Genomic DNA, 25,087 nt, shown 5'->3' on the forward strand with positions numbered 1-25,087 from the left:
AAGCCGTCCTTGCTCAATGTGCTGAAACAAAAAAACCCTGACTATCGGTCAGGGTTTTCAATTCACACAGTAGGACCTACAGGATCTGTCAATGCCAAATTGAGCTCCAGCAAGTTCGTCAAGATTTCAAACTCACTTAAGGGCCATGACCAACCATATGCCTGTGCCACCAGTCCATCCAGCTCATTTTCAGCTTGCAACAATTGAGACAACCCTTGGTGCTTCTCTTGAGTGGCTCCCTTTGCAACAAAATCCTCAAGAGCATTATAGATTCCAGTCAAGGACAAACCCGATTTGTCTTTGATGAAAGTCCGCATTTGATCCAAGTACCGTGCAGCCTCCTCAATTTGAGCACGCATGGCATCATTGCATTGAGGGAAAGGGAAAGACTCAATGCAAAGGTTCGTAAACTGAGGCCGGTCCTCCAGAGAACTGCCAACGTGGTGCGCCCACACTGCGTGAATTTTACTGTTCAGAACGCCATAAGTAAAATTATCCTCTTTGGCAATGACCGCCAGAGCATTAGACGGAATACTATCAATGCTTGCCCAAGAGTACGTCCTGTACTTGGCCACACGAGGCGTCACCAAATACCTCTGGAAGGAAGCCACAGCAGCCCGAAGTGCAGGCCGAGGACGGCCAAATTGCCACCACATCTCCCTGCGGCCTGCGTTACGGTTTGTATCTCTGAGAGGCTTCACGTGCTCTTGAGCATAAGCAAATGGGGCTTTATACTTCCGTGCCTCTTCTAAGGTCATGTCATTGAAGTCAATGATCCAGTGCCCTACAGGCTTGCCTGTGATGTCATCACCTTTGAGATATGGTTTTAGCACATCTTGATTTTTGACCCCTGAAGGGTTGGGGAGGTCCAGCCAAGAAGCTGCCAGTTCCTTTGGAATGTCGAAGGGACCCGCTGGCTCCATGCCTTTGTAAACCAAGTTCACCTGTTCAGGGATGACTCGGGCGGTGGCAAGGTCAATGTCTGGCCTCAAATCCACTGAAATGCTGTCCACTTGGGTCAACACTTTTTCACCTGTGGACCCTTTAAATGTGAGAATCCGCTTATTGCTTTCAGTACCGTTATCAAAGCAAACAATGCTCACTTGCACGGAGGCACCATCTTGAATCCAAGGGCGATCTGGCCAAGCTAGAAAGATGTCCCCTGATTCTTTGATGCGAGCCAAAACGTTACGGTTTGAGGTTTGCCGGATGGAATTGGTGGCAATCAACCCCACACGTTGAGTGGTGCCTGCTTTAACCATCTCGTAAGCCTGAGCGAACCAGAAGCAAACCAAGTCACTTCTTCCCCCTACGAGGTCTTCATAGGTGGCCCTGAGCTTCTCGACGTAAGCATCCGACAGCTTCTCCCGCATCTTGTGGTTCCCCAAGAAAGGGGGGTTGCCCACAATAAAATCCACTTTCGGCCACTTGTATTTGCCGTCAGGCTCACCCTCGTCCAGCAAAGCATCATGGTGTTGAATGGTGGTCAGGTCTTTCAAGATGGGTTCACGGCCCGGAACCCCAACATCACCCACCACCACAGGCTCATTCAGGGCTTTTCTTGCCTGAATGAACCCAATCCACAGCACCATGTTGGTAATCTCTGGAGAGTATTCATTCAAGTCAATCCCGTGAAACTGACTGGGGTGAATGCGGGTAGGCACAGGCAGCCCATCATTCACCGGCTCCAGCTTGGCTCGCACTTCACTCTCAAACTCAATGAGGCGTTGCTGCGTCAAGTACAAGAAGTTCCCACTTCCACAAGCCGGGTCCAAAACCTTGATGCTGGCCAGCCGGTCTAGAAACCCTGTGATTTTGCTTTTGATTTCAGCCTGTTGTTCTTTGAGGTTGTGGGCTGCGAAGAGACCTTCATCGCTGTGGTACTGAGCGTAAAATGCTTGAATCGCAGGCTCGATTTCTTCCCGAATGGCATTCCACTCTGCACGCAAGGGTTCAATGATGACTGGTTCAATCACATCCAAAATGTCACTGGCAGGGGTGTAATGCGCACCCAACTGGCTGCGCCTCTCAGGATCAATTGCCCCCTCAAACAGGCTGCCGAAAATTGAAGGCTCGATGTTCTTCCAGTCCTGAGTGTAAGCATCCAGCAACTGCTGAATTCCATAACGGTCCAAGCTGGGGGCTTCACTGTCAGTAAAGATGCCTCCGTTGAAGTAAGGGATGCGTCCCACAATGGACAGCCCCCCGGTGTTCATCTTGGCAAAAAGCTCTTCGCACATGAATTGAAAGTCAGAAGGGTACTCCAGAGCAGCTTTCAGGAGGCGACCAAAAGTTTTGTCCCCCAAGAGCCCTTCGTGCTCAGCAAAAAGGGTGAAGACAATTTTGACCAGAAAGTGCGCCGTTTTGTCTGCGGAATACCCCAAGTTGAATTTCAGGTGGTCCGCCAGTTTCTCCAGGGTTTTGAAGGTCGCCTGGGTGAGGCTTTCACGGTCCTGCCTCGGGTTGAAGGCATTCGGGTCCACCCAGGCTTGTCTCAGTTCGTCCCGTTTGGCTTTGGATTCCAAGTCTTGCAGGGTGTAAGTGTAAATGGTTTTGGGGACACCAGTGAATTGCGTGTGGATTTCAATGCGGTCCAAATTGCTCACGATCAGCAAAGGGGGGTTTTCCAGGTCGTCTTTATAACCCAGCAGTTGAATGTAAGCGTCCCTCAGGTCAGATGCGTTTTTATCTTTGTACTCCCAACCAAAACAGCCTTGCTTCCAGACATCCGCAAAGCCCTTTTTGCCTGTCGCTTTTTTGACATGCTTCTGGAAACAGTAATGCGTGTTCCCAGAGGGGTCCGCTTCCAGAGGGGTGGGCACCCCCAACAGTCGGCAAAGGTCATTGAAGTGCTCTCGGTCCGCTGCGCTCTCTTTGGCTGTGACTTTAGACCATTTTTTGATGAATTCACTGGGCGTCATTGCATCAAAGCATAGGGCATGGGATTCCTGCCTGCAATGCTATGGAAGCTCTTTACAACCCTCTAGCTACAATACAAAGGCCCTGTGGCATCAAAGCACAGGGCCTTTCTCAGTCTCAACCTTTTCAGACTGGATCTTTGAGCACGAAATCTTCAAGGTGATCCCGAATGCTGACATGGGATTTGGCAAACCGGTTCCATGGCACATAGTGCAAAAACTTCAGTCTGCCGATCACTATGGCTTCATGTCTTCCCAACTGGGAGGCAAATGCTTTGATGGCCCCTTCACTGAAATCACCATTCCAAATGAAGTCGTCGAGAAGTTCTGGTTGAATCAACCAGCGGGCAGCATCGTCATTGGCTTCCTTTTCCTGATCTTGGTTCTGCATGAACTGATCTTCTTGGCAGTCAGGCCCAGCATCCCGGTGTTCCCTCATGATGTGGGAAAGTTCATGCAGCAAGACAAACCAGAAGTTGTCAATTTTGCCGTAACGCAAGGAGAGACCAATGTAAGGTCTTCCTTGTGCATCCCAGTCTGCAATGCCATCTACTGGGCACTGACTGAGATTGGGAACAACCACCAAGCGAATACCCAGAGCACGTACTTTCTGGATCACTTGAGGCACGTGGTCCGGGTGGTCCGCCAGAGCCACCAGTTCACCGATCTTTTCCTCGGACAGCCCAGAGTACTCTGGAACGTCTTGAAGGTTTTGGGCAGCATTGTAGACCAACATGTGCCAAGCACTCATGCTGATGGTGTTCTTTTGGCGAACGGGGGACAGTTTGTATGCTGGGCGTGCCTGAAATTCATGGCTGAATTTGGCCACTAGGTATTCAAGTAAGGCTGTGGCACTGCTGAACTTTGGGATCCAGCCTCTGTTTTCCAGTTCCCTGTAGAAAGGGAATTTGCTTCTGATGTCTCTCCGGACAGCAATTTCATCGGTTTTTGCTGAGCCTTGCTGGGCTACCCAATACTCCAGTTCCATCTGGAGCCACATTTTTGCGGGAACACCAAGTGCAGCTTCCAGTTCCAAGGCAATCTCGGGACCGATCCGACGTTGGTTGGTGACCAAGTCATTGATGGTTTGTACGGGTCGTCCCATCACGCCGGCGAGATCGGATTGGCTCCAATTCAACTCGTTAAGGTACCAGCTCAGAACCTTCCCAGGAGAAGCGGATTCATTGAAGTGATCTACTGTGTCACTCATGTTACTCCCACGAGGGTACTATACAGACTCTAAGATGAGTCTTTCAATGACCAAACAAGTCGGTCTGTCTTTGGGTGCGGCGCTGGCCTGAAGGCGCAGGGCTTTTCCGCATACCAAAACCAGCTTGCCGTCATCTGTGATGTGGCTTGCTCGTAAGGCCTTGAAGAGTTGCTCAAGGCTATCGGCCACTTTGATCAAGGTGAATATGACTTCGAGGGTTTCAAGGGCTTTGTTTTCATGGGGTGTCCTCCTGTAATTGTCTTGGCACAAACCAAGCAATTTGGGGCATGTGATTTTGTAGTGCACCTTCCCTCCTTGGTTTCAGGTTAGCAGGTCTGCCACCAAGAGGGTTTGATCTTGAGAAAATCACGCCTCAGAAAGGATTATATCACGTTTCAAGATTTTCCCGAACCCCAATTATCACAATTTTTCTTTAAACCGAGTCTAGATATACGCCTTATAGCTTGCGCAAGAATGGCGGATGTACTACCATGTCATCCAGTGGAGGATTCACAAATAATATTGAGGAGCAATGAGAAAGCCCGAGCTCCTCAACGGTCACACGACTGCCATCGTGTTTCGTCACCAAGCCCGGGACTGAAAATCCAACCTCGAATTTTGAACTTGAGTAAGGATAACTCAGTTTCCCCTTTTTTGCAATAGCCACAGAAAAGAGGTGAAGTATGTCAACTGGCGATGTCTTCTACGACGAACGCGGAGCATTTATCCTCCGCTGGACGCGTAGAACCAAAACGGGTGCAGTGGTGAGAGCCAAGCTCAAACCCTTCAAAATCTACATCAGCAGAGAAATCTGACGTAGGTTTGCTGTCAGGCGCAAACCTGCGCCTGACAGTCCCCGAAGCCCAGTGACAACCTCACCATGTGAAATGATGGCTAGAAAGGGACCACATGTCCAAAATCAAAAACGTCGGGCACCGCGTAGGAGCAGACAAAGGCCGCAGTCAAGTCCAAAACCCCAAAACGGGACTCTGGACCAAGCGTGACACAACCACAGGGCAATTCATCAACGTGAAGACCACGGGTGGCAAATTCAAGAGCACCCGACGAGAGAAATAAATGGACCTCGTGAGCGTACTGGTTGCACCAGAGATCCTGAACTCTTGGTTCATCCAATTCCTGAAAGCAGCAGGGTCTCTGGTGTTTTTTATTGGATGCGTCACCGCAGGATTAAAGCTGAAAGAGATTGGCTTCAAAGTTCTGCTCTATGCTGTTTCGATTGTTGGTCTGCTGGCAACTCTGAATTTCGGAGTTGACGTTTACTTGATGTACAGCCCAGGCATTGGCATGGTCTTGCTGCTGGCTTTCCTATTGTTCATGGGTCAATCCCCCAAAAAGAAACATCGCAGACGCTACCGCCACTGATCCACAACACAGAAGCCCCTCTGGCATCAAACCAGAGGGGCATATTTTTGATCGCACACTCCTGAGGATCAACTGAGTATACGGGCTTTCCAGTTGTTAGAGGGTTGCGTTGCCCTGATCCCGCTTTACAGGAATCCCACGATGCACACAGCACCCATCAGCAGGTACCCTGCACTGGTGTTTGAATTCATCCTCCTCTTCGCTGTCACAGTCGCCCTTTCCCCTCTGACCCTCCCCCGAGAAATTGAAGAACCCGACCCTTTCGAGGACCACGAAGAAATCCGGCGCATGAGGGACCGCCTCCCAAAATGAAAAAAGCCCCTCTGGCGTCAAACCAGAGGGAACTGCTTGTGGAGGGGCTGAGGAACGTCGCAGGATTAACTTAAGCAGGCGCTGGAATCAGGACGCGCGCACCAAAAGCACCCCCAACAGAAACACGTTGGCTGCCACGGTGTCGAGCGCGTCTGCTGCCACACGCCTTGCCCTGATCCCGATGGGCCTATAATTGGCGCTCTGGTTTGCCGCCACCCGAGTCAAAACGGTCGGGTAGGCGCTGCCTTGGTTGGGGGCCACTCCTGCCACGACCCCACCGGGTGCACTGAACGCCCCACTTGCTCCAGAGGCAGGCATGGGGGCACTGAACCCTCCGGTCCCAAGGGATTGCAAGCTGGCCTCCCAAGCCACACCGTTGTTGCTGCCAGTGTACCCACTTCCGAGCGCAACCGTCCAGACGAAATGGATGTCAAATGACTGCCAGTGGGATGGGATGTCCACAGCTGCATTGACAGACATCTGCGTGGCCGGGTCAAAGCTCCACGCTGGCATGGTCCCGGCGATGGCCAGAGTCGGGGCACCCTCGGAGGCGAGGAACTGAGCAGCTGGAATGAACCGCCATGTTTCCCGCATGGGAGGGGCCTGAGGGGTCACAAAACGGCTGGCCTTGAAGTGCCTTGCCACCTCATTGGCCCAGAGGGGTGAGCCTGCGTTATCGTTCGGGTGGATGCCGTCCAACAGCAACAAATTCGCCGTATAAGACGGATCATTCAAAAACGCCTGTGTGACGTTAATGCACCCGTAGCCCTCGGAGGCACAGAGTTCCGCCACCACCCGCATGCGGATCAGGTGGTTGGTCCTCTCGACATCCCCAGTTCCCCTCGGGTTCTGAAGGGTGCAAATGATCCCGGCACTGGGCCACGTCTCCTGAATTTTGCGGATCAGTGGGTAGTGTGTGGAGCGGTAGGTGCTGCCCACCCCTGTGGTGTTGTGGCCGTAATTGATCATCACGAGTTGAGGGGTCATGCTGGACATCACGGCCCACCGTGCCTGAGTTGCCACTGGGTAGGATGCCTGCGTACCGGACGCACTGCCGTTCCAGATCGTCAGGGTGCGTCCGTTTGTTCCGGTTTGCAGGGTTACAGCGGAGTTCCAGGTGTCGTTTGTGTCCTTCCATGTCCTGTACAACACGGTCCACGCCGGGAACATGGCTGCGAGTTTGAGGGCCAGCAGGTAAACCCATCTTGTGTTGCTGGCCCCGGTGCTGTCCCCCACAACGAACATGGCTGCATCCTCCGCCCCGAGCATCATCCTCTGAATAAGGATGGCAGCTTGCTGAGCAGTGATTTGACCGCTGGCAGCAATTTCGGCAGCGAGTTGGTCTTTGTTGAGGCCCGTGGTGTTGATGCCCATCTGGGAAGCCAATTTCTTCAGGTCTTGACTGGGAGGCGGACCAAATGACATCAGTTGCCTCCATAGTAAGTGACGTACAGCTTCCCCGAGTTGCTGGCTGCAATGAACCGAGCTGCTGCAATTTGGGCTTTCAGCAGCACGATGGAGCCACCGTCATACTGGATGTACCCACTGGTGGCCGTTGGCAGTTTTGCTGCCCCGAGCAGTTTGAAGCGCACATCAATTCCTTGCACTTGGATTTCGGCTCGGGTTGCTCCTGCAGGAATGCTGGCCAGCGGGACTGCCACTCCTGCAACAGTCAGTTCCTCATCATCAAGGATGTTGAGGACTGCTGGACTGGTAGCGTCCCCTCCCGTCACCACCGGAATGCTGCCACCCTTCAGATCGGGAGTGCGGTCCAGCAAGGCCTGCAGCCGTGCCCCGAGGGCAGTTGGGAGCACTTTTCTGACTCCAGGTGAGACTTCCACCTCTTCCTGCAAGACAACCTTAAGTTTCCCGGAAGCATCATAAGAATCCGGGTTATCCTCATCGAGACGCCCAGGGTACTTCTGGTATTCGGTCACTCCAACCCCACCTTTCTGGCCCAGAACTGGCCTTCCTTGCGGTCCAGCAAGGCGTCCGCAATGACGTTCTCTCCGGCCAAGGGAAGCACGAAATTCTTCCTCGGGGCCATCTTCGGCAAGGTGCACTCCAGATGAAGCTGCACGGCTTTGCAGGAAGGGTCATTCACCCTGAGATCCACCCCGCGAATGAACAAGGTGCCGCCCAGCAGGTCTGCTTCCCCAGAGGAAACCACCACCTGCTTGCTGTCAGCGGTGACCTTCCCACCGTGGGGGTCCACGGGGCCTTTCTGGAACACGAAGCTGCACGAGACCAGCCCGAGCAAGCTCAGCAGGACCACTGCCCGGAAGCCCCTCACTTGGCGTCCTCCACACGCCCAGGCTCAAGCTCTGGGGCATCGGTGACGGGGGGTTCGCTGAGGGCATTGAGTTTCCCGAGCAGGAATTCGCAGGCCTCATCGAGCACCTCATCGACCACTTTCTTGACCCAGCGGTCATCGATGTCGGTGTCTTTGAGGACGGGTGTGTTCGCAGTGAAACGGGCGTACAGTTCCATCACCCGAGCGGTGGCCTGCTGGCGTTTTTCCTCAGAAAGCCACTTCTGTCCTTCTGCAGCGGCGAATTCAATGGCGGCCACTTCAACTTCACTGACGGCGAGCAGGGCGAAGCGGAACAGGTGGTCTTTGATTTGCTGAAGTTTTTCCATGGTCGTCCTCCATGACGAAAATCCCGCCAGTTGGCGGGTGAGAAAGAGAGCGGATTTTCAGGGGTTTCCGGTCAGATTGTGTTCCCCATGTGCCCAAACCTAAAAATTGAGTGAACTCTGGAAGGGTTTTCCATCGGCCCAGAGGGGAATCTCAGATTGTGGTGCCCATGTATCGGTTCATGGGTGTTCGCTGAGTGATGCAGGCATCAAATGGAACATAAGCTCTGGCGAATGGAGCATAAGGACTGAAACTCGGCTTATGATCCATTTGAAAGGTCCTTATCTCGGGTTTGCAGGCCTTATCTCGGTTCCTGAGGGCTTATCTCGGGTTTGCAGCCATGGCAGTAAGGGCAGAGCTATGGTTTTAAAGCTTATTGCCATAGCTCTGGACTGAAAACCACAGGTTTCCCGAGGGTCAGCAGGGCTGGATGTGCCCTTCCTGAACGAAGAAGTGCGCCTTGCAGTTCTGGTGCCCGCAAATCACCGAAGGGCTCAAGGTGGGTGCGGGGTCGGGTCCGGTCAGGTGCTGCTGGATGCTGCTGTAATTCAGGCAGACCGGGCAGCAAATCAACCGTTGGCCATCGGATCGGATCAGGATGTCGCCGGGCAGGGCTGCGCGCAGCCGATCCGATCTGACCACTTTGCTTTTGAGGGACTGGAATTTCATTTCAGACTCTGGTAAGCCACATTGAAAGCCCACTTGCGGGTCTCAATGCCGTGGTGACCACCGTTCACCCCTCGGGTGACGCTGTAAATGTCATTCCGGTCGGCAGCTTCATTCAAATTGCGGGCCTTCCAGTAAGCGGCAGCCACCAGAGCGCTCACTCCAATTTGCAGGAGCAAGTCCGGGTTTTGGAGCAGGTTGAAGCCGGTCATCTGGCCGTAGGTTTTGTAGTTGCTTTTCCCGGTGAGTTGGATCATGCCCATGCCCCGGTAGCGGTACCCATCGCCGGACGCTTCATCGCCGTTCCCCATGCGGCCCGAGTAGACTTTGTTGGCGAGCCTCTGGGGGTTCATGGCGTAAGGGCGGGCGGATTCCACGGTCGGGAAGCGCAAAGGCCACACTTCAGTCATGCGTTTCGCACTGTAGTACAGCACTTCCTCTTTGGGCACCAGTCCGGACTCAGCGGTGAGTTGCCCGAGGAAGTGGGCTTTCCGGAGGGGCGTGTTGATGCCGAATTGATCGCAGGCCTTCTCCAGTTTCTCAGCGGTGACTTCAGCGGTCGCTCTGGGAATCTTGGGGTTCAGGGCGAGCACCAGCTTTGCAGTGATGGGTTTCATGGTTTCACCAGGTTGATTCGGCGCACGGCGAGCACCCCGGCGACCCGTTCCAGTTTCATCTGGAGTTTCAGGCCGGGGCGAAGCTCAGCCCAGAACACCGCCCGACCAACCGGGCGGCCATGGATCTGGTAGACCGTGCTGAACGTGCAGTACAGCTCCCCGTGCTGCAAAGTGTAGATTTTGCGTTGCACTTCGCTGACGTTGTAGGCCACGCCGGACGTGGGAATCCACTCCGCGCGGGCCATCGGCAACACCAGCAAGGCAAAGGCCAGCAGGAAACGTTTCATGCTCCTCCTCCTCTGGATTTCATCAGGAGCCTGCGCACAGGTGGAACGAAGTGCGACAGGATCACCGACACGTAAAGCAGCAGGAAACCCCAAGTGAGACTCGGGGCAGTCCTGACGAAAGTGGTGACCATCAGCAAGACGGCAATGAAGGCCACCAGCCAGTTGATGGTGACGAGCAGCGTGGATTCCCTGAGGTACCGCACGCCCGTCATGAAAAATGCAATGGCGAACATCAAATGCAGCACCAGCACCCACAGCCAGGAGTCCTGCCCGAGGGGTGTTTCCGTGAGATAAATGCCCAGGGTGAAAAGCCAGTCATGGAATGTCATTGTCCTCACCTGCTTTCTTTTCAGGGGTGGGCTTGAGGGCCCCGAGGATTCCGGTGGTGGCGTCGATGACTTTGCCGATCACGGCGTCCACTTTCGGACCGTGCTTTTTGATGGTGGCACGGGCCCCGAAGTAACCGGTGATGGTGGACACCAGCAAAGCCCAGGGGACACCCAGTCCGGATTCCAGGCACATCCAACCGAAAATGACGGCGAAGAGGGCGGAAAGCCAGCAATCTGCGATCAGCACCCGCCACTTGGGTTGGTGGCGTGCAAATTGGAGGCTTGCCAGTCGAGCGAAAAGCCCGAGCACTGCAAAGGCCGTCAGGTAATGCCACAGCGGCAGGGCGTTGAGGGAGTTTTCAGGCATACGCCGTCCTTTCTGCGCACGAGCAACCAGCATGCAACCCCCACTGGGAGACAATGGGGGTTGCACGAGCCCCCGAGAGATGACGCCTCTCGGGTTTTTTGTTTACGGGGTGGTTCTCCATTCGACCCAGCGGTGAATTCGCACAGGCAAAGGCCTTGCCAGGTCGAGTTCCTTGCGGATCAGCAGTCCTCCTTCCCCCCCGGCGAGCAGGGCGAACAGTGGGTTTTCGGATGGTGAGAACGTGTGGGTGCTCTGGCTGGCCATCTGCTGGCCGTCGCTGGAACGCCACACCCCTCCCAAGGTCAGGGTGCTTTGCACTGCGTTGGAGGTGAGGGTGAATTCGAAGCGGTACTTCACTCCGGTCTCCAGAGCCCCGAGGTCACCGGTGGGCGTCTGGTTGCCTGCGCCGATGCCTGTCTGGAGTTTCAGGGTTCCAGTGTGGTCCCTGAGGAGCCCGAAGAAAGTCCGGGCCCCTGTTTGCATGCGGTTTTGCTGCACCCCGAAAGCAATTCCTTCCAAGACGTCCGGGTGCAGGTGGGGCAGGGCGGTCAGTTCGATGATGCAGTGCTGCGTGACCACCCCTCCAACCGGGTTGCTGGTCGGCACATCCAGCCGGGTGAGGTGCATGCCGGACACGTCGTAAGTGCCGGCTTGATTGACAGTCACGGCTTCCGGTTCGATGCGGTCCCCGATGTTCTTGAAGGCCATCGGCAAACTGATCCCGGCAGGGGCGTAAGGGGCGGTGTACACCACTCCGGCAGCGTTCCTGACCAGCGTGTCGGTGATCAGGTTCCGGTCTTGCAAAATCCCGCCGTAACTGTAGAAACTCGGGATCACCTGAATGTCTCCAGAGATGCGTTTCAGGCGGAGTTGGGCATCTTTCGGGAACACCGGAAGGCCCGGGAAATCGAAGTCGATTTGCGAGTGGGTGTTGTTGGCGATGTTGCCGACATCCACGCTGCAGGCAGACACCACCGTCGCCCCGTCCATGATGGCCAGTTCGAACAGGGCGGTTTTGGTGGGGTCGTTGCTGCAGTTGAACCACACGGCGATCTTCTCGAAGATCAGGTCGGTGCGGTTCATGAATTCCACGTACCATTCGCTGTTCGCCTGGTGGGAAGTGTCCATGCGGAAGGTGCCGAAACGGCTGATCGTCCCTCCGTACAGAACGTCCTGATCTGCCGTGGTGAACTGATCGGATCTGAGCCCCCAAGATCCGGGTGCCTGGTCTTCGTTCAGGCCACTCGGGGCAGTCAGGAAGCCGCCAGAGTCGTACAGGCCGACTGGGGCGAGGGGGTAAGGGACGAGTTCACCTGCCGGGTTGCTGCGCAGGCCGTAAAAGGCAGGGGTGCCGTCAGGCATGCGCAGCTTGCCGGTCAGCAGTTCCGGGACTGCGAAGGTGACTTTGCCGCCAGATTCAGACGGCTGCACCTCCCCATCCTCATTGAGCAGGGACAGCAGGCTGACAGGTGTCAGGTAGTCGGCTTTGTGGCCAATCACCTGCATGGGGGTGCCGCTGAACGGAATGACTTTCAGCAGTTCCCCCGCCTCAAAGGTGATCGGCAAGTCCCCTGGGAGGTTGATGAACATGCCGTTCTTCTGGATGTCTCCGCCGATCACCTGGGTGATGGTGAACGGCAAGAGGTTCTCTGGGATTGGGAATTCCATGATGGAGCCCGCCACGATGAACGGGGCGGGCAGGTGCAGGTTGGTCATGCGGGTCCTTTCTCAAGTTTTGACGCTGGTCACGCACCACACGAGCTGGCTGACCTGAAGGCCGTTTTCGAGCTGCAAGGTGAGGGTCAGGCCGTCCATGGGTTGGATGCTCGTCTGAATCACCAGACTGAAGGGCCGCCAGCCCCTCGCTGGAACCTCCTGACCTTCGATGGTCGGCTTTAGGCCACGCCCGAGCCAGAAGCACTCGGGTTGCGGACTTGCGGGGGTTTTCAGTCCGGTGAGGTCGCCTTTTGCCCGGCCGTGCAGTTGGATCACGGTGCTGCCCTGCACGGGGATGGGTTCGAAGGTGAGCCTAAATTTCCCCCCTGAGATGTACGTCTGGTCGTTCTGCTCGTCTTGGCTTTCCCAGCCGAGCGGCAAATCCATTTTCTTCTGGAGGGCTTCAAGGGCTGCAGCTTCCGCTTCGGCTTTCTGCTGTGCGGTGCCCACGAAATCCATGATTTCCACCGATTGCACCGTCCGAGCGGGGGTTTCCCCTCTGGGAACGGGCAGCATGCGGAACTCAATGGCTTTGAAACCCAAAGGCTCGAAGGTGGAACCGACTGGGCTGTACCCGGGCTTGGTGGCGTCCGGAATTTCAGGCACAGGGATCACATCGGACACCACCAGTCCCGTGCGGGTGGTGGGTACACTTCCGCCTTCCTGCAGGTAAGTGCGGTAATCCAGGCGGCTTTTTGGGCGGCTGAGGTCTTGCTCTTGCCACTCTGCTGCCCCGAGGTCGCGCCATGCGTCAAGGTGAGACAGGCCGATGATGTACTTTCCGGCTGGGTGTTCTGCTGCGATGTGGCAGCGGTCCAGTGGGAAGCTGTGGTGGGCGTAAGGGCTGGTGGCCGCTTTGAACTCCAGGTCTTCAGGGAGGCCCATCTGCCTGAAGAATTCCGGCCAGGTGAGGGTGAGGGTGCTTTCAAGGTGCAGGTGGATTTGCACGTGTGTGGTGCTGCACAAAATCAATGTTTGCCTGTCTGGTTTCCCTTCCTGCACGTCCCTGAGGGCAGCCCAGTAAAGCCACATTCCGGTGACCGGTTGGCCATTCACTTTCACGTGGCTGTCCGCGAACAGGCGCTCACCGTAACCGTAGTAGGTTTCAGCGTCATGCACACTGAAAAACCCCCCGAGGTTCGGGCTGGTGAAAAAAGGCCGGTGGTCCATCGGGGGCAGGGGGGCAGGGGGGGTGTTCCCGTTCGGCATGGAGACCAGCACGGCATTGTCGAACTCCGGGCCTCTCCTCTCATTGCCGCCCGGAACGTCCGGGAATTCACCGGTGATGGGGTTGCAGCTCGGCACGGGCTCCGTCCAGTCTTCCTCCTCGTAGAACACCCCGCCCGGCGAGAGCCGCCCGAGGGATTCCGGCATGAATTCCGAGAGCAGCACCAAGTTGGTGACCGGCCACCATCCGTCCGTGATCGGGCAGTACGCCTCCCAGCGCGCGAAGTCGGGGTAAGGCTCGAAGCGACCTGTCTGCCAGTTCCAGCTCGGCATGTACACCATCACAATGCGCAGCTTCCCTGCAGGCTGACGGTACTTCTCTGCGCGCCTCGGGAAAGTCAACGGTGGGTCCAAGTAACGCCAGGTTTCGATGTACAGGGTGGCTTCCTGCCACACGCTCACGTCGGTGCTGGTGGTCAGTGACTCCAGGGTTTCGGTGCCTGTCTCGTAATCCACCCGCGTGCCTTGGGTGGTGTAAACGATGCGCTCACCGGACCTGGCACCTCCTTCCCCGAGGTGAAAGTACGCCTGGCTGTCAACGAACACCGTTTCAGTGGTGATTTTCGGGTAGCCCTGCAGGTACTGCGCGAGGGTGCGGGTGCCAACCGGGGGCGGCAGGTGGTACAGGTTCGACTCCAGGTGCAGCCCGAGCTGGTAGGTGCGGTTCACGTCAGGCACGTAATGGTGGATGGTGTAAGCCCCACTGGAATACTCTGGCCGGAAGGCCGTGCGGGTCTGGTGGTCGATTTTCTGCCATGCCGAGGAATTCCCGAACGACAGGTAATGCTGGTGCCTGACCCCGAGGTCATCGAGGGGCTCTGAATGCCTCGGGGAATGCTCGCTGTGCTCCTGCGGAAGCAGGGTTGCGCTGAAAGCCGGGGCATTCAGGTGCAAGCGGTTCAGTTTCGGTTGCCAGAGGTCCGTGAAGCGCTGCGGTCCCTGGAAAGCCAGGTCGGTGGGAATCCCGACGTGCTCCACCCGGTAGGTGTTCACTCGCCTGTGGGGCTGCGCCTGGAAGTGCATCCGCTGCCCTTCAAGGGTCGGGGTGAGCCTAACGCGGGTTTTTGGCCTCGGGTTCTGCAGGTACCTCGCTGGGACATTCACGATTTCACTGGAATCCAAGCGGACCTGCACGAACGTCGGAGTGGTGAACAGCACCACCCCCCACGCTTCCTGCACCGGCACCGTTTCGGTCTTCTGGTGTTTTCGTTTGATGCCAGCCAGGTACTCCCAGATTTCCGTCCAGGAGTACTCTTTCATGCGCCCACCACCCATTCACCGGTGAGGGGATCTTTCTGGAGGGTGACCCTCTGGCCCCGAGGGGGGAAACTGTACCCCTGCACCCGGGCAACCATGCGCTCTTCGGTGCGTGCCCCGTTCAGGATCCGCAGCCTTGCGCACATCACCCCTCCCAGGGTCGGGTACAGCACGTGCGCCTCGATGGTGTTGTCGTTCACGGCAGAATCACCTCCCCGGTGATGGTCATGCTGAAGCCCGCAGCGGACTGCATGCTGGCCTGAATTCCAGTGATGGTGTACCCGTCGATCACCTCCCGGTAAGCAACAGGGATCGGCAAGCACACCTTCCACTCGCGGGTCTTGCGGACCTTGCTGTTCTCCAGGATGTAACTGGCGAGGCCCTCAAGGTTCGTTTCGGTCGGGAAATCCTCCTCCTGCCTGCCCGACCCGTAAGGGTCCACATGCTCGTGCTCTCTGGGAATCAGGATGGTGTCCTCGTCGCACTGGCAACTGCTGGAGTCCGGGGCGTTGTCGGTGGTTTCAGACTGGCTGCTGATCACCCCGCTTTTCTTCTCGACGCCCACCCAGCTTTTCCCGGTCTTGTCGAACACCGGGACGAGCTGGTCGCCGCTGGTGGTGGTCTTGTAAATCCACTGGCCATTCCCGATCGGCAACCAGGTCTCCTCGGTGACGGTGTTCACCCTCAAACCAGTGGTGAACTGCTCATTGACCGTGCCCATGTTCTCGACGGCAAGGCTGCCTGTTTTGGTGGTGAGGGTCACCCTGCGCTTCAACCACCCTTGAGGGCTCCACTCGTACAGCACTTGCGTGGTGCTCTCCGACAAAAGTTGCCCCGCAGAAGTCCCGAACTGGTAGCCCGGAATGCTCAAAATGGCCTGCTGGAGCTGCGCATTGAACGGGTAAGCCCACTCGCGGTGCTTCTGGTACGTGCTGGTCAGTTGACCTTCGCAGGTGCTGGAGTACCGCTTGTAGGTGTTGGTTTCGCTGATCGGAACCCGAGTGAACACCCGGTCCGGCAGCTTCTTCCCTTCAGGGGCCTTCACCGTCACGGTGCTGATCACCACGGTTCCTTCCCGCACCACCTTCCCGCCCTCTTTCTGGACGCTGCTGTACGTGGTCCCCCCAGGGGTGGACGTCTCACTGCGGTCTATGTAATTCTTGCTGAGCTCGAATTCCTTCGCGGCCTGATCCGGGTCACCAGACAAATCAAAAGAAGCAAAATTTGCCTCCTCGGGCATCCCGGTGAGTTTCAGGAACCCGAGTTTCTCCCGGTAAGGGGTGTTGCTGGACGTTTCCTCGCAGTACCTGCGCAAAGTGGAGGAGGATATTCCAGCGGACCCCTTGTTTCCGCCCGGCGCGATGACCAGCAGGGTGTCATTGTCGAGGGTGGCGAAAGTCGCCCCGAGCTTGCCGTAAAAGTCATTCAGCACCTGCTGCAAGGTCTTCCCGAACGTGCTGTAATCGCTGCTGGTGCCTTGGATGATTTCACCACTGAAAGCACTGGCAAACGAGCCGGGCAAAAAGCGCACCTGCAGGTCCGCAGCTTGAATGGCTTCCTGCAGCAACGCCCGGACAGGCTTGCGTTTCCTGAGGGCTTTTCTCTGCGAGCAGGACGCCCCAGAGCGGCCCTCCTCGGGCATTCCGGCCCACGGGATGAGCTCCGGCAGGGGCGCGCCGAGCTTCTTCTGGATGGGTGAACTGAAGTTCAATTGCGTGTCCGACCCTGAACGGGTGGTTCGGGTGCTGGACGCCCCGTTCCCCTGCAGGCGTTCCGTGGTGAAACTCAACCGTTGCCTGTTGGCTTTGTTGGTGGCCACCACCGTGATGCGCTGCAAACTGTCCGACATCGATGCGTGCAGCCCATCGAACGTGCACTGCAAACTCACCCCGAGGCCATCGGGCCTGCTGTACGTCCAGCTTTTCAGTTTGTCGCCCAGCACACTGGAATGCTGCGTGAACGCCCAGGATTCCGCCACCCCGGACCGGACTGCGCCGTGGCCAGCGGGAGAGGACGCCCGCACTTCATGCCGGGAGAGGTAATCGCTCGGGCTGGTGCAGGCCCGCACTTCATGCACCGCAGTCAACTCAGGCCTGACCCGGGCCACCACCAGGTGACTGAGGTCCAGCTCGGGCATGGTGCTCGCCTGCACTTCGTGCTGCAAGCGGATGCTGGTGCTGGCTTTCACTTCATGCCGACTGAGGGTGCTGCTGCTGACCTGCACTTCATGCCGGACGCCGTAAGAGCTGCTCGCCAGCACCGTGTGCGCCAGATGGTAATCACCGTTGATCAGGATGAACGGCATTCAGCCCCCCTTAACGGAACTTGGCTTCAACGTAGGCATTGTCCATGGAGAGCGGCACGGCGTCCGGAGGGACCGTCCACTGCAAATCCACGGTGATGTGACTCCCAGGGTCGAGGGTCGCAGCGAATTCCGTGAAATCGTCGGTGAGGGGGATCCCGGACACCGATCCGATCAGGCCCCCATCGGCCATGCTGCTCTGGTTGAGCCGCAACCGCACACTGCTCACGGTTTCCGTGCCGGTGTTCTTCAACCACAAAGTGAAAGCCGGGGTGGTGGTGCCGACATCCACATCCCCGAGGTTGGTGGTGTCCCCTGCTGGGGTGTCGTCGGGCTTCGTCCAAGTGAGTTCTTTGCTCATGCGTCCTCCTGGTACTGCAAGACGAGCTTCAGGCCGTAAACGTCGGCTTTCGGCCCGGTGGTGTTCGGGTCCATCAGTTTGCGTGGGAACGAAGGGTTCTCGGCCACCACGCAGTTCTGCCAGACGGTCAGGGTCGGTTCGGTGTAATTCTCCCTGAGGGTGATCACGTCCCCGACCTCCAAGGTTTTCAGTTGCTGGTGCTCAGCGGGCCAGAGGGGTGCGTCCTCTGGCAGTTCGATGGTGATGCGCCACACCCGGGTGGGTGCGACGCGCGTCACCCGCAGCCCATCGAGCGTGGAGACCTCATTGACCTCTTTGACTTTCTGGGCATTCACGGGCTTCTTGTGCACGGCTGGGGGGCTCGATAAGGTCACCCCGTTGATGTCGAGCACCAGAGGCAGACGGCTCATGGGTTTCCTTTCAGGGTTTCTTCTCTGGCCATGCCAGATTTGATGAGGTCGAGGGTTCTGCTGGCCGCCATCTGGGCGAGCTTCTCAGGGTCGTTCACTTCGTAAGCGTGGATGTTCACGTCCCCCACGTGGATTTCGGTGTTGATGACCTGAGAGACCCGGGTGGTGCCTTCAGCGACCGGGACGGGTTTCACGCCGGTCACCTCTGGGACTTTCAGGTTGGCGAGGCCCCGTTCCATTCCGGTCCGGACGGCCACTTCAATTCCGGCAGTCAGTTCAGAGAGGCGGTCCGGCAGGGCCTCAAAGAACGAACTGAGGGGGTCTTTGTCCTTGAGGGAGTCGATGATGCCCTGAATGTCAGACAGGGAATCTCGGATGGTGACGGCGTTCTCTGCTGGGATTTCGAAGGTGAACGCTTCAGCGAGCGATTGCACTTGCGCGAGCCTGCTGGCCGCGTCGTTGATGTTGAAGCGGAACTGGTCGCTGCTTTTCGCCACGCTTTCCACGGCCACCTGGGCGTTCACGAGCAGGTTCACGTCCTTGCTGACCCCGAGGCCGCGTTCATCGGCCTGGGAGAGCACCTGGTCGTATTCCTGCTTGGCTTTGGTGAGCGCCTGGAGGGCATCGGCTTGCTCCTGAGGGCTGCCGGTTTGCTGGGCTGCCTTGAGGAACGTCAGGGCGGCTTGCAGTCTGCCTTCAGCCACTCGGGTTTCATCCCGCAGTTGACTGTCGGTGAGTTCACCTCCCTGGAAGGCTTTGCGGGCCTCGCTGATCGCACTGAGCAGGTTGCTGTTCCCGGTGAAAGCGGCCTTCTGGGCATCAGCGACCCCTTTCAGGGCTTCCCGTTTGCGGTTGATGGCCTGAATCAAACCGTCCATCTTCCCGGAGGCTTCCTGTGCTTCCTGTGCGGTCAGACCGATGCCCGACCTGACTTTCTCCAGCAGAGGGGCGGTCTGCGCGGACACCAGAGCCAGTTCGCTTTCCGCCTGCATCAAATTGCGGGTGGCGAGCTCCACCCCTTCGAGGGGCACCCCGGCTGCGTTCTGCAAGTCCCGCATTTTGCCTTGCAGGGCAATGCGGAGGTTTTCACGCTCCTCAAGGGCTTTTTGCAGCTGCTCTTGCTTTTGCAGCTCAGCGGTCTGGGCTTTGGCGAGGTCCACTTGGAGGCGTTTGCGTTGCAGGAAAGTCAAATCCTGCTTCTGCAAATCCTTCTGGATCCGGCTGACCTGCTCACCGGCTTCCAGCACATCAAGGTAAGCATTCGCCACCCCGTCATCTGCCAGACCGGACAACTGGGCGAGGCCAGCAATTGCGGCATTTCTGGCTTCGACCTGCAGGAGGTTCAACTCCACCCCGAGGTCAAACAACTCACCTTGACGGTCCAGAAGCTGCCCGTACAGGCCGTTCCGTTCCGTGACCAGCTGGTTGATGCTGGCTTCGCTGTCCCCTCGGGCTTTCGCCAGCAGGATTTCACGGTCCTGGAATTGAATTTCTTGCAGCACCCCCTGAATGCGGAGCCCCTTGACCCTGAGTAAGGCCTGCTCGCTGTCCGCTTGCCGTTCCAGCAAATCCAAGTTGCTGTTCTGCAAGGCGACGCTGGCCTTGAAGCGGTCCTGTTCCCGTTGACGCACCTGGTCTTCAAGTTCATTCCGGGCGGTCAGCAGGTTCGTTTCGGCATTCACCACCTGAAGGCGGGCCTGCAGCACATCCTGACTGCTCGCACCAGTTTGAAGCACGGAATTCAAGGTTTCTCTGGAGACGGCCAGTTCACGCTCAGCGAGCTGAACCCGCCCCTCCTGCACCTGCAAGGCATTGCCGTCCGAGCGGTCTGATGCAGCACTCCGGTTGAGGAGGGCCGCAGCGAGATCCAACTCGGCACGCAACTGCTCACGCTTCACCCCGAGGGTGCTTTGCAGCAGGTTCTTCTGGGCTTCATACAGGGCGGTTTGCTTGCCGATCACCTCGATTTTCTGCTGCTCAATGTCCTTCGAGGACGCCCCTTGCCGTTCCATGAACGCCAGCACCCCTTCAGCCGCCACCAATTCCTGCTCAGCCAGTCCAACCTGGGCTTGCCGGGAAGCCAGCACCTGCTGTTCCGTCACCGCGCGCGCATTCTGGGCCTGCACCTGGGCGGAAAGCAGTGCCAGAGTGCCTTGCAAGGCACCCCGTTCACTCTGGATCCGGGCTGCGAGTTCCTGCGACCGGGCTTGATTCAACTGCTGCTCTTTCGACAGCACCTCCACCCTCTGGCGGTCCAGTTCGACGCTCGTTGCGCCGTTCTGTTGCAGCAGGTTGAACGCTGCCCTCGCAGCGGCCAGTTCACGTTCAGCGAAAAGCACCTGCTTTTGTTTCACCTGCAGGGCTTCGCCGTCCGTGCGGGACTGGCTTTCACTGAGCTTCAAGGAGGCTTCCTGCACATCAAAGCCCCGGGTCAACGCTGCGAGCTGCTGGTCCAGCAGGGTTTTGGAGGCATCCTGCTGCGCGGACTCCAGAGCGGTGCGTTTCTGCACGATGGTGGCACGCTGGCTCTCAAGGTCCCGAGCGGAAGCCCCGTTTTTCAGCATGGCGGCGAGGATGCCTTCCTCAGCGGTGAGTTCAGCCCGGGCAAGATCCACCTGGGCTTCCTTGGCACCGAGGACATCCTGATCGCTTTTCGCGCGGGCCACCTGACTGGCCACCAAGGCAGCCTGCAACGTCAAGCCTTCCCGCAGGCGGTTGCGTTCCAGTTCGATGATGGCATTCAACTCATCCCTCTGGGCTTCATACAGGGCGGTTTGCTTGCCGATCACTTCGGCCTGCTGCTTGTTCACGTCCGCGGCACTCGATCCACCTTTGACCATCAAATCCAAGAGCTCCTGGCTGTCCAGCAGCTCCTGCTGGGCCAGAGCCACCTTTCTGGTTTTGGCTTCAACGGTTTCACGGTCGCTTCTCGCTCGGGCAGCCAAGGCAGAGGCTTCCGCTTCCAGCAGCACCAGCCCTCCACTCAACTCATCCCTGCGGGACTGCACGAAACCATCCTGCAGGGCTTTCTTGCGGGACAGCAGTTCACTTTCCGCTTTCAGCACCCCGAGGTTCGCATCCCGCACCTGCTGGGTGTTCCCGGACGGGCTTTGCAGGGCATTCCTCTGGGTTTCACGGGCCAGCAGCAGTTTCTGCTCAGCGATCTGCACCTCTGCACGCAACACGCGCAGTTGACCCTCGGACCCCTCCGCCTGCTGGCGTTGCAAGTCCAGCAGGGCCTGAGCGGTGTCGATGTCGTACTGCATGCTGGCCTGACGGTCCTCGAAAATCGCCTGCTGAAGGGCCTGCTGTTTGCTGTACAGCTCGGTTCTCGCCGACAGCAAGTTGTTCTCCAGAGCCGCCAAGTCCACCCCTTGTTGGTTGGTGGACAATGCAGTCTGCAAGGCACTTTCCAGGTTGCGGACCTGCTCCTCACTGGCCTGCAACTCCAGACGCCGGGCAGTGAGCACCTGACCTTGCGCCTCAGCGAGACGCGCCTCACCCTGCAGCCTTCCTTGAACCGTCTCGGACACCCGACCCTGGTACTCCGATTCGGCACGCAAACGGGCCGTGTGCCTCTGGGAGAGCACCTCAAGCTCCAAAGTGTTCAAAGACGTCAACTGGGCCCGGTACTGCTCGAGCACCACCGTGGAAACCGCCCCTTCCGGAACCCGAGCAAGGGCTTTCGAAAGGGACTCTTTTTGCTTCTGGATGTTCTTCAGTTGCGACTCGAAAGGACCATCCGCTTCCGCTCTGGCCCGGTCTGACCCGGTGAGCAGGTTCTTGCTGAGTTCAGCCCCAAGGTCCCGACTGAAATCCCTGGCTTCACGCAAAGCCGACTTCAAACCCAGCACGTTGTCGAGCCGCACTTGCCCCACCTGACGCAAAGCGTCCTCAAGGGCCTTGATCTCACCGGGGGTGCTTGCAGCAGCTCGACGGGCCCGCAAACGGGCCTCCAGACTGGTCAACTCTGCGCCCGTCAAATCCTTCAAGTTGCGAAGCTCACGGCCCAGCACGTCCTGCAAAGCCGCCACCCGAGCCTCCTGCTCCCTGCGGATGGCACCCAAACGGGCCTGCTCCACCTGGGTGCTGCTCGCCAACTCGATGCGTTGCTTCTCCTGCTGGAAACGGAACCGGGCTTGAGCTTCCGCTTCCCCTTTTCTGGCCCCGAGGCTCTGGGCGTCCCGCAACTCCTGCTCCAAGGCACCCTGAGCGGAAAGCAACTCCTGATCCCGCTGCACCCTGATGGCCGCCAGACGCAAATTCAAAATCTGCTGGCTGTAACGGCCCTCAATCCGCAAACGGGCATCCCCGCTCTGGCCGTACAGCTCGATCTCCTTGTCCCTGAAAGCCTCCAGACTGGCCACCGCAGCATCCAAACTGCTCCGGCGTGCCCCGAGGGCAGACACTGCACCAGCAAGGAGTTGCCGTTCGGTTTGCAGGTCGTACTCTGCGATGGCACGCATGCCCTGCTCGGTGAAGGTCTTCAGTTCATCGGCCTTCAGGAGGGTCAACTTCTGGATTTCAACTGCGAATTTCTGACGTGTGCCAACGTCAGGCGCTTCGCTGGCCTTCTTCTGCAGTTCGGCAAGCTGTTCATCGTACTTGCTGGAAATTTCATTGAAGGTTTTGGCCTGCTCCAGCATCACTTTCGTGCGACCATCCTGAGTCAGGGCAATCCGGCGATCCTGAATGCTCTGTTCCGCCTGACGCAAATCCTGCTCGGTGGATTTCAGTTGCTCAGCCACCAGTTGATCCAATGCCTGCTGCCTCACCCGGTCAATTCGGGTTTCCAACTCAATGCGGATGGTGGGGTCCGGGATTTTCTGGCGCACCTCGTCCAGCATCGACTGGAATTCCAGAGCGATTTTCCCGGCTTGCTTCCCGAAATCGGTTTTCACATCGAGGTTCAGTTCCGCTTCACGTTGACTCAGGGACTCATCGATGGCCTTGCGGTTCTCCAAGCTGAGTTGCAGGTCCTTTTCGGCCTGGAATGCCTCTCTGGCTGCACGTGCCTCCTCTCGTTTTTTGGCAATCAAAGCGTCGGCGTTCGAAAGGCGGGTTTTTGCTGCTGCTACCGCAGCTTGATTCCCGCTGACTTCAGCGTCCTCAAGGTCCTGCAAAATGCGACCTTTGGCTTCCTGAAGCACCACCACCTGCTCAATCAAACCCACGAACTGCTCACCGAACTGACCGACCAGGCGCTCTCGGGACGCCTTCTCGGCTTTTTCGGCATCCTCGTAGATTTTCTCGGTGGCCTCCATGTAGCCTTTCACGGCCAGCACAGCCCCAGCCACAATTCCCGTGAGGGCAATCCACGGGCCTGCCAGAGCCAACTTGTTCAACATGGCCTGACCTGCCATGCCGGACATGTAGATTTTGTAATCGTTCATCAACTTGTTGGCTGCAAAAATCCCAGCGCTGACTTTCGCCAGAGCCCCAACAAGCAGAATGCCCCCGGTACTGACAAGAAACAGCCCCGCGCCCACCTGCAAAAGCACCGGATTGAAGCCCTCCATCACGTTCAGGAAATTCGTCGCGCCTTTCAGCATGTCTGTGACCATCGGAACGAAAGTCTTCCCGAACTTCTGAATGAAAATCAGGCCTTCTGAAGTCAAAGCGCTGATCTGACCGGCCATGCTCTGCATCAACTCGGGGATGTCCTCAACTTCCTGTTTGGTTTCTTTGAGGACCACGTTCATGATCACTTGGGCTTGCTGCAAATTGGTCAGCTCGTCCTTGGTGACCCCGATGCTCCGGGCGTACTTGATCATCGCTGGTCCCACATCCCCAGAGATGCCGATGGTGTTCAGTTCTCGGGACAGTTTGGTGACTGCAACGTTCTGAATGGCCTCGAAGGACTTCTGGACCGTGCGGCCCGCAGCGAGACCGGACGCGGCACCCGCAGTGAGGGTTTTCACGGCGTCGTTCAAGGTGAAGCCGTTCCTGAGCATCACTTTCACGGACTCTTCAGCCACGCTCGGCACGGTCTTGAAGGTCTTGACCAGTTGATCAATCGCCTTCTGGCCTTCCGCTGCCGCGATGCCTTGACGCCCGAGTTCCTTGTTGAACAGCCTCTGGCTGACTGTGGCTTTGTCTGAAGCCTGAGCCATCTTGAAGATGCTCACCGCTCCAGCGGACCCGGTGAGCAGGGCGCTGTTCGAAGCTTGGTTCATGGTGCTGGCAATGTTCAACCCGGCTTGACGTGCCCGCTCCTCCAGCCTCCTCAGGGACTCGGTGGCTTGATTCGCCCCGGTTTGAACGCGAATCAAACCCTCGGTGATCTGGTTGGATTTGAAGCCATTGCTGGCATCGGTGAGCTTCTGGCGCAACCGGTCATTGGCGGCCACCAGTCGATCCAACTCCTGAGCGGCAGCACGTAATTGCTCGGGGCTGAGCCTGCGGCTGTCCACCTCTAGGGTGATTTTCTTGATGTTCCGGTTGTTCTTGTCGATCTCACCCATCAATTTTTCGTAGGCGCGTTTCGCAGGATCGACGTTGGCCTGCAACTCCAGTTTTTTCTTTGCCAGGTCATCGATCTGCTTCTGCACTTCCTTCAGGGCCTTGCTGGTGGCCACCATCCGAGGGTCGCTTTTCGGCACCCCTTGGGCTTTCAGATCATCCTGGAGGCGTTTCGCTTGATCGCGCACCACCTTCAACTCTTCCCGGAGTTGCGTCACGCCCTGCACGGTCGGATTGAAGTTCGCCTGGTTGCTGATCGTCTGGATTTCACGCAGCAAAGCCCTGGCTTTCTGCAGGTCCGTGACTGAAGGCCCAGAGCCACCACCACCACCGCCGCCACCCGGGGGGATGGGGGGCACTTTGATGGACTCAATCAGGGTTTTCAGGGCTTGCGCTTTGACGATCACCTTGTCCAGTTCCGTGGCGAAGGTTTGCAGGCCCGTGGCATTGAAGTGCGCATCGACCTTCAATCCCTTCTGGCGGGCATTCCACTCGGCGATGAACTGGCCGTGCTCGGTTCTGGCATCGGCCCGCATTTTGCGAAACGCAGTGAAAAATGGCGAGGTGTCGAGTTGCTGCGTGTGCTTGATTGTCGCCATTTCTTACAGCTCCTTTGCTAGATTGG

23 protein-coding genes and 1 pseudogene are annotated in these 25,087 nt (G+C 57.5%); 4 read left to right on the plus strand and 20 right to left on the minus strand.

From position 1 onward, the window contains the following. Nucleotides 1–62: 62 nt before the first annotated feature. Complete coding sequence (locus Q371_RS11460; RefSeq protein WP_157442663.1) at nucleotides 63–2,306, minus strand: class I SAM-dependent DNA methyltransferase; 2,244 nt, start codon at nucleotides 2,304–2,306, stop codon at nucleotides 63–65. A 9-nt stretch (nucleotides 2,307–2,315) separates the two neighbouring features. Here Q371_RS11460 and Q371_RS26980 point away from each other — a divergent pair, with 9 nt between their 5' ends. Continuing rightward, entirely contained in the window at nucleotides 2,316–2,936 is a 621-nt protein-coding gene (locus tag Q371_RS26980) for a hypothetical protein (protein WP_157442664.1), read from the plus strand. 109 nt (nucleotides 2,937–3,045) lie between these two features. Here Q371_RS26980 and Q371_RS27890 read toward each other — a convergent pair whose 3' ends face one another. From Q371_RS27890 to Q371_RS11470, 3 genes and pseudogenes are all read right to left on the minus strand, one after another. Then, a complete protein-coding gene (locus tag Q371_RS27890; RefSeq protein ID WP_245618324.1) occupies nucleotides 3,046–3,654 on the minus strand; it encodes an ImmA/IrrE family metallo-endopeptidase in 609 nt (202 codons plus the stop codon). A gap of 282 nt (nucleotides 3,655–3,936) precedes the next feature. Next, nucleotides 3,937–4,128, minus strand: a pseudogene (locus Q371_RS28205) (helix-turn-helix transcriptional regulator); the annotation flags it as partial. An 18-nt stretch (nucleotides 4,129–4,146) separates the two neighbouring features. Further along, nucleotides 4,147–4,434 (minus strand): hypothetical protein, encoded by a 288-nt coding sequence (locus Q371_RS11470; protein ID WP_034340584.1) that lies wholly within the window; start codon nucleotides 4,432–4,434, stop codon nucleotides 4,147–4,149. Between the two features lie 603 nt (nucleotides 4,435–5,037). Here Q371_RS11470 and Q371_RS27555 point away from each other — a divergent pair. The 3 genes from Q371_RS27555 (at nucleotide 5,038) to Q371_RS26985 (ending at nucleotide 5,823) form a co-directional block, all read left to right on the plus strand. Then, on the plus strand, nucleotides 5,038–5,205 hold the full coding sequence (locus Q371_RS27555; protein WP_169743833.1) for a hypothetical protein: 168 nt from the start codon (nucleotides 5,038–5,040) through the stop codon (nucleotides 5,203–5,205). Next, complete coding sequence (locus tag Q371_RS11475) at nucleotides 5,206–5,511, plus strand: hypothetical protein (protein ID WP_034340587.1); 306 nt, start codon at nucleotides 5,206–5,208, stop codon at nucleotides 5,509–5,511. 141 nt (nucleotides 5,512–5,652) lie between these two features. Further along, nucleotides 5,653–5,823, plus strand: coding sequence for a hypothetical protein (locus Q371_RS26985; protein WP_157442665.1), 171 nt, complete (start codon nucleotides 5,653–5,655; stop codon nucleotides 5,821–5,823). 87 nt (nucleotides 5,824–5,910) lie between these two features. Here the strand turns inward: Q371_RS26985 and Q371_RS11480 are convergent, their stop codons facing one another. The 16 genes from Q371_RS11480 to Q371_RS11555 form a co-directional block, all read right to left on the minus strand. Continuing rightward, on the minus strand, nucleotides 5,911–7,248 hold the full coding sequence (locus tag Q371_RS11480) for an SGNH/GDSL hydrolase family protein (protein ID WP_034340590.1): 1,338 nt from the start codon (nucleotides 7,246–7,248) through the stop codon (nucleotides 5,911–5,913). Further along, a complete protein-coding gene (locus tag Q371_RS11485) occupies nucleotides 7,248–7,637 on the minus strand; it encodes a hypothetical protein (protein WP_157442666.1) in 390 nt (129 codons plus the stop codon). Before Q371_RS11485 ends, Q371_RS11480 begins: the two co-directional genes overlap by 1 nt. A 119-nt stretch (nucleotides 7,638–7,756) precedes the next feature. Beyond that, complete coding sequence (locus Q371_RS11490) at nucleotides 7,757–8,116, minus strand: hypothetical protein (RefSeq protein WP_034340595.1); 360 nt, start codon at nucleotides 8,114–8,116, stop codon at nucleotides 7,757–7,759. Beyond that, nucleotides 8,113–8,463: a hypothetical protein gene (locus tag Q371_RS11495; RefSeq protein WP_034340598.1), complete on the minus strand. Its 351-nt coding sequence runs from the start codon at nucleotides 8,461–8,463 to the stop codon at nucleotides 8,113–8,115. The genes Q371_RS11490 and Q371_RS11495 overlap by 4 nt, the downstream gene beginning before the upstream one ends. Nucleotides 8,464–8,878: 415 nt before the next feature. After that, nucleotides 8,879–9,130, minus strand: a complete 252-nt coding sequence (locus tag Q371_RS11500) for a ubiquitination-like system serine protease family protein (RefSeq protein ID WP_034340600.1) — start codon at nucleotides 9,128–9,130, stop codon at nucleotides 8,879–8,881. Further along, the gene (locus Q371_RS11505) at nucleotides 9,127–9,744 is read right to left on the minus strand and encodes a glycoside hydrolase family 19 protein (protein ID WP_034340602.1); all 618 of its coding nucleotides are present in this window, start codon (nucleotides 9,742–9,744) and stop codon (nucleotides 9,127–9,129) included. Before Q371_RS11505 ends, Q371_RS11500 begins: the two co-directional genes overlap by 4 nt. Continuing rightward, nucleotides 9,741–10,031 (minus strand): hypothetical protein, encoded by a 291-nt coding sequence (locus tag Q371_RS11510; protein WP_034340604.1) that lies wholly within the window; start codon nucleotides 10,029–10,031, stop codon nucleotides 9,741–9,743. The genes Q371_RS11505 and Q371_RS11510 overlap by 4 nt, the downstream gene beginning before the upstream one ends. Continuing rightward, nucleotides 10,028–10,360, minus strand: a complete 333-nt coding sequence (locus Q371_RS11515) for a hypothetical protein (protein WP_034340610.1) — start codon at nucleotides 10,358–10,360, stop codon at nucleotides 10,028–10,030. The genes Q371_RS11510 and Q371_RS11515 overlap by 4 nt, the downstream gene beginning before the upstream one ends. Further along, complete coding sequence (locus Q371_RS11520) at nucleotides 10,347–10,727, minus strand: phage holin family protein (RefSeq protein ID WP_034340613.1); 381 nt, start codon at nucleotides 10,725–10,727, stop codon at nucleotides 10,347–10,349. Before Q371_RS11520 ends, Q371_RS11515 begins: the two co-directional genes overlap by 14 nt. Nucleotides 10,728–10,829: 102 nt before the next feature. Next, entirely contained in the window at nucleotides 10,830–12,443 is a 1,614-nt protein-coding gene (locus tag Q371_RS11525; protein ID WP_034340614.1) for a hypothetical protein, read from the minus strand. 12 nt (nucleotides 12,444–12,455) lie between these two features. Next, nucleotides 12,456–14,930 carry a hypothetical protein gene (locus Q371_RS11530; RefSeq protein WP_034340615.1) on the minus strand — a complete coding sequence of 825 codons (2,475 nt, stop codon included), beginning with the start codon at nucleotides 14,928–14,930 and terminating at the stop codon, nucleotides 12,456–12,458. Continuing rightward, nucleotides 14,927–15,127, minus strand: a complete 201-nt coding sequence (locus Q371_RS11535; RefSeq protein ID WP_034340616.1) for a hypothetical protein — start codon at nucleotides 15,125–15,127, stop codon at nucleotides 14,927–14,929. The genes Q371_RS11530 and Q371_RS11535 overlap by 4 nt, the downstream gene beginning before the upstream one ends. Further along, nucleotides 15,124–17,232, minus strand: coding sequence for a hypothetical protein (locus Q371_RS11540; protein ID WP_034340618.1), 2,109 nt, complete (start codon nucleotides 17,230–17,232; stop codon nucleotides 15,124–15,126). Before Q371_RS11540 ends, Q371_RS11535 begins: the two co-directional genes overlap by 4 nt. A gap of 10 nt (nucleotides 17,233–17,242) precedes the next feature. After that, entirely contained in the window at nucleotides 17,243–17,590 is a 348-nt protein-coding gene (locus Q371_RS11545) for a hypothetical protein (RefSeq protein WP_034340621.1), read from the minus strand. After that, entirely contained in the window at nucleotides 17,587–18,000 is a 414-nt protein-coding gene (locus Q371_RS11550) for a hypothetical protein (RefSeq protein ID WP_034340626.1), read from the minus strand. Before Q371_RS11550 ends, Q371_RS11545 begins: the two co-directional genes overlap by 4 nt. Beyond that, nucleotides 17,997–25,061, minus strand: coding sequence for a hypothetical protein (locus Q371_RS11555; protein ID WP_034340629.1), 7,065 nt, complete (start codon nucleotides 25,059–25,061; stop codon nucleotides 17,997–17,999). Before Q371_RS11555 ends, Q371_RS11550 begins: the two co-directional genes overlap by 4 nt. Nucleotides 25,062–25,087: the final 26 nt, after the last annotated feature.

The organism is Deinococcus misasensis DSM 22328 (assembly GCF_000745915.1).
GTDB lineage: Bacteria > Deinococcota > Deinococci > Deinococcales > Deinococcaceae > Deinococcus_C > Deinococcus_C misasensis.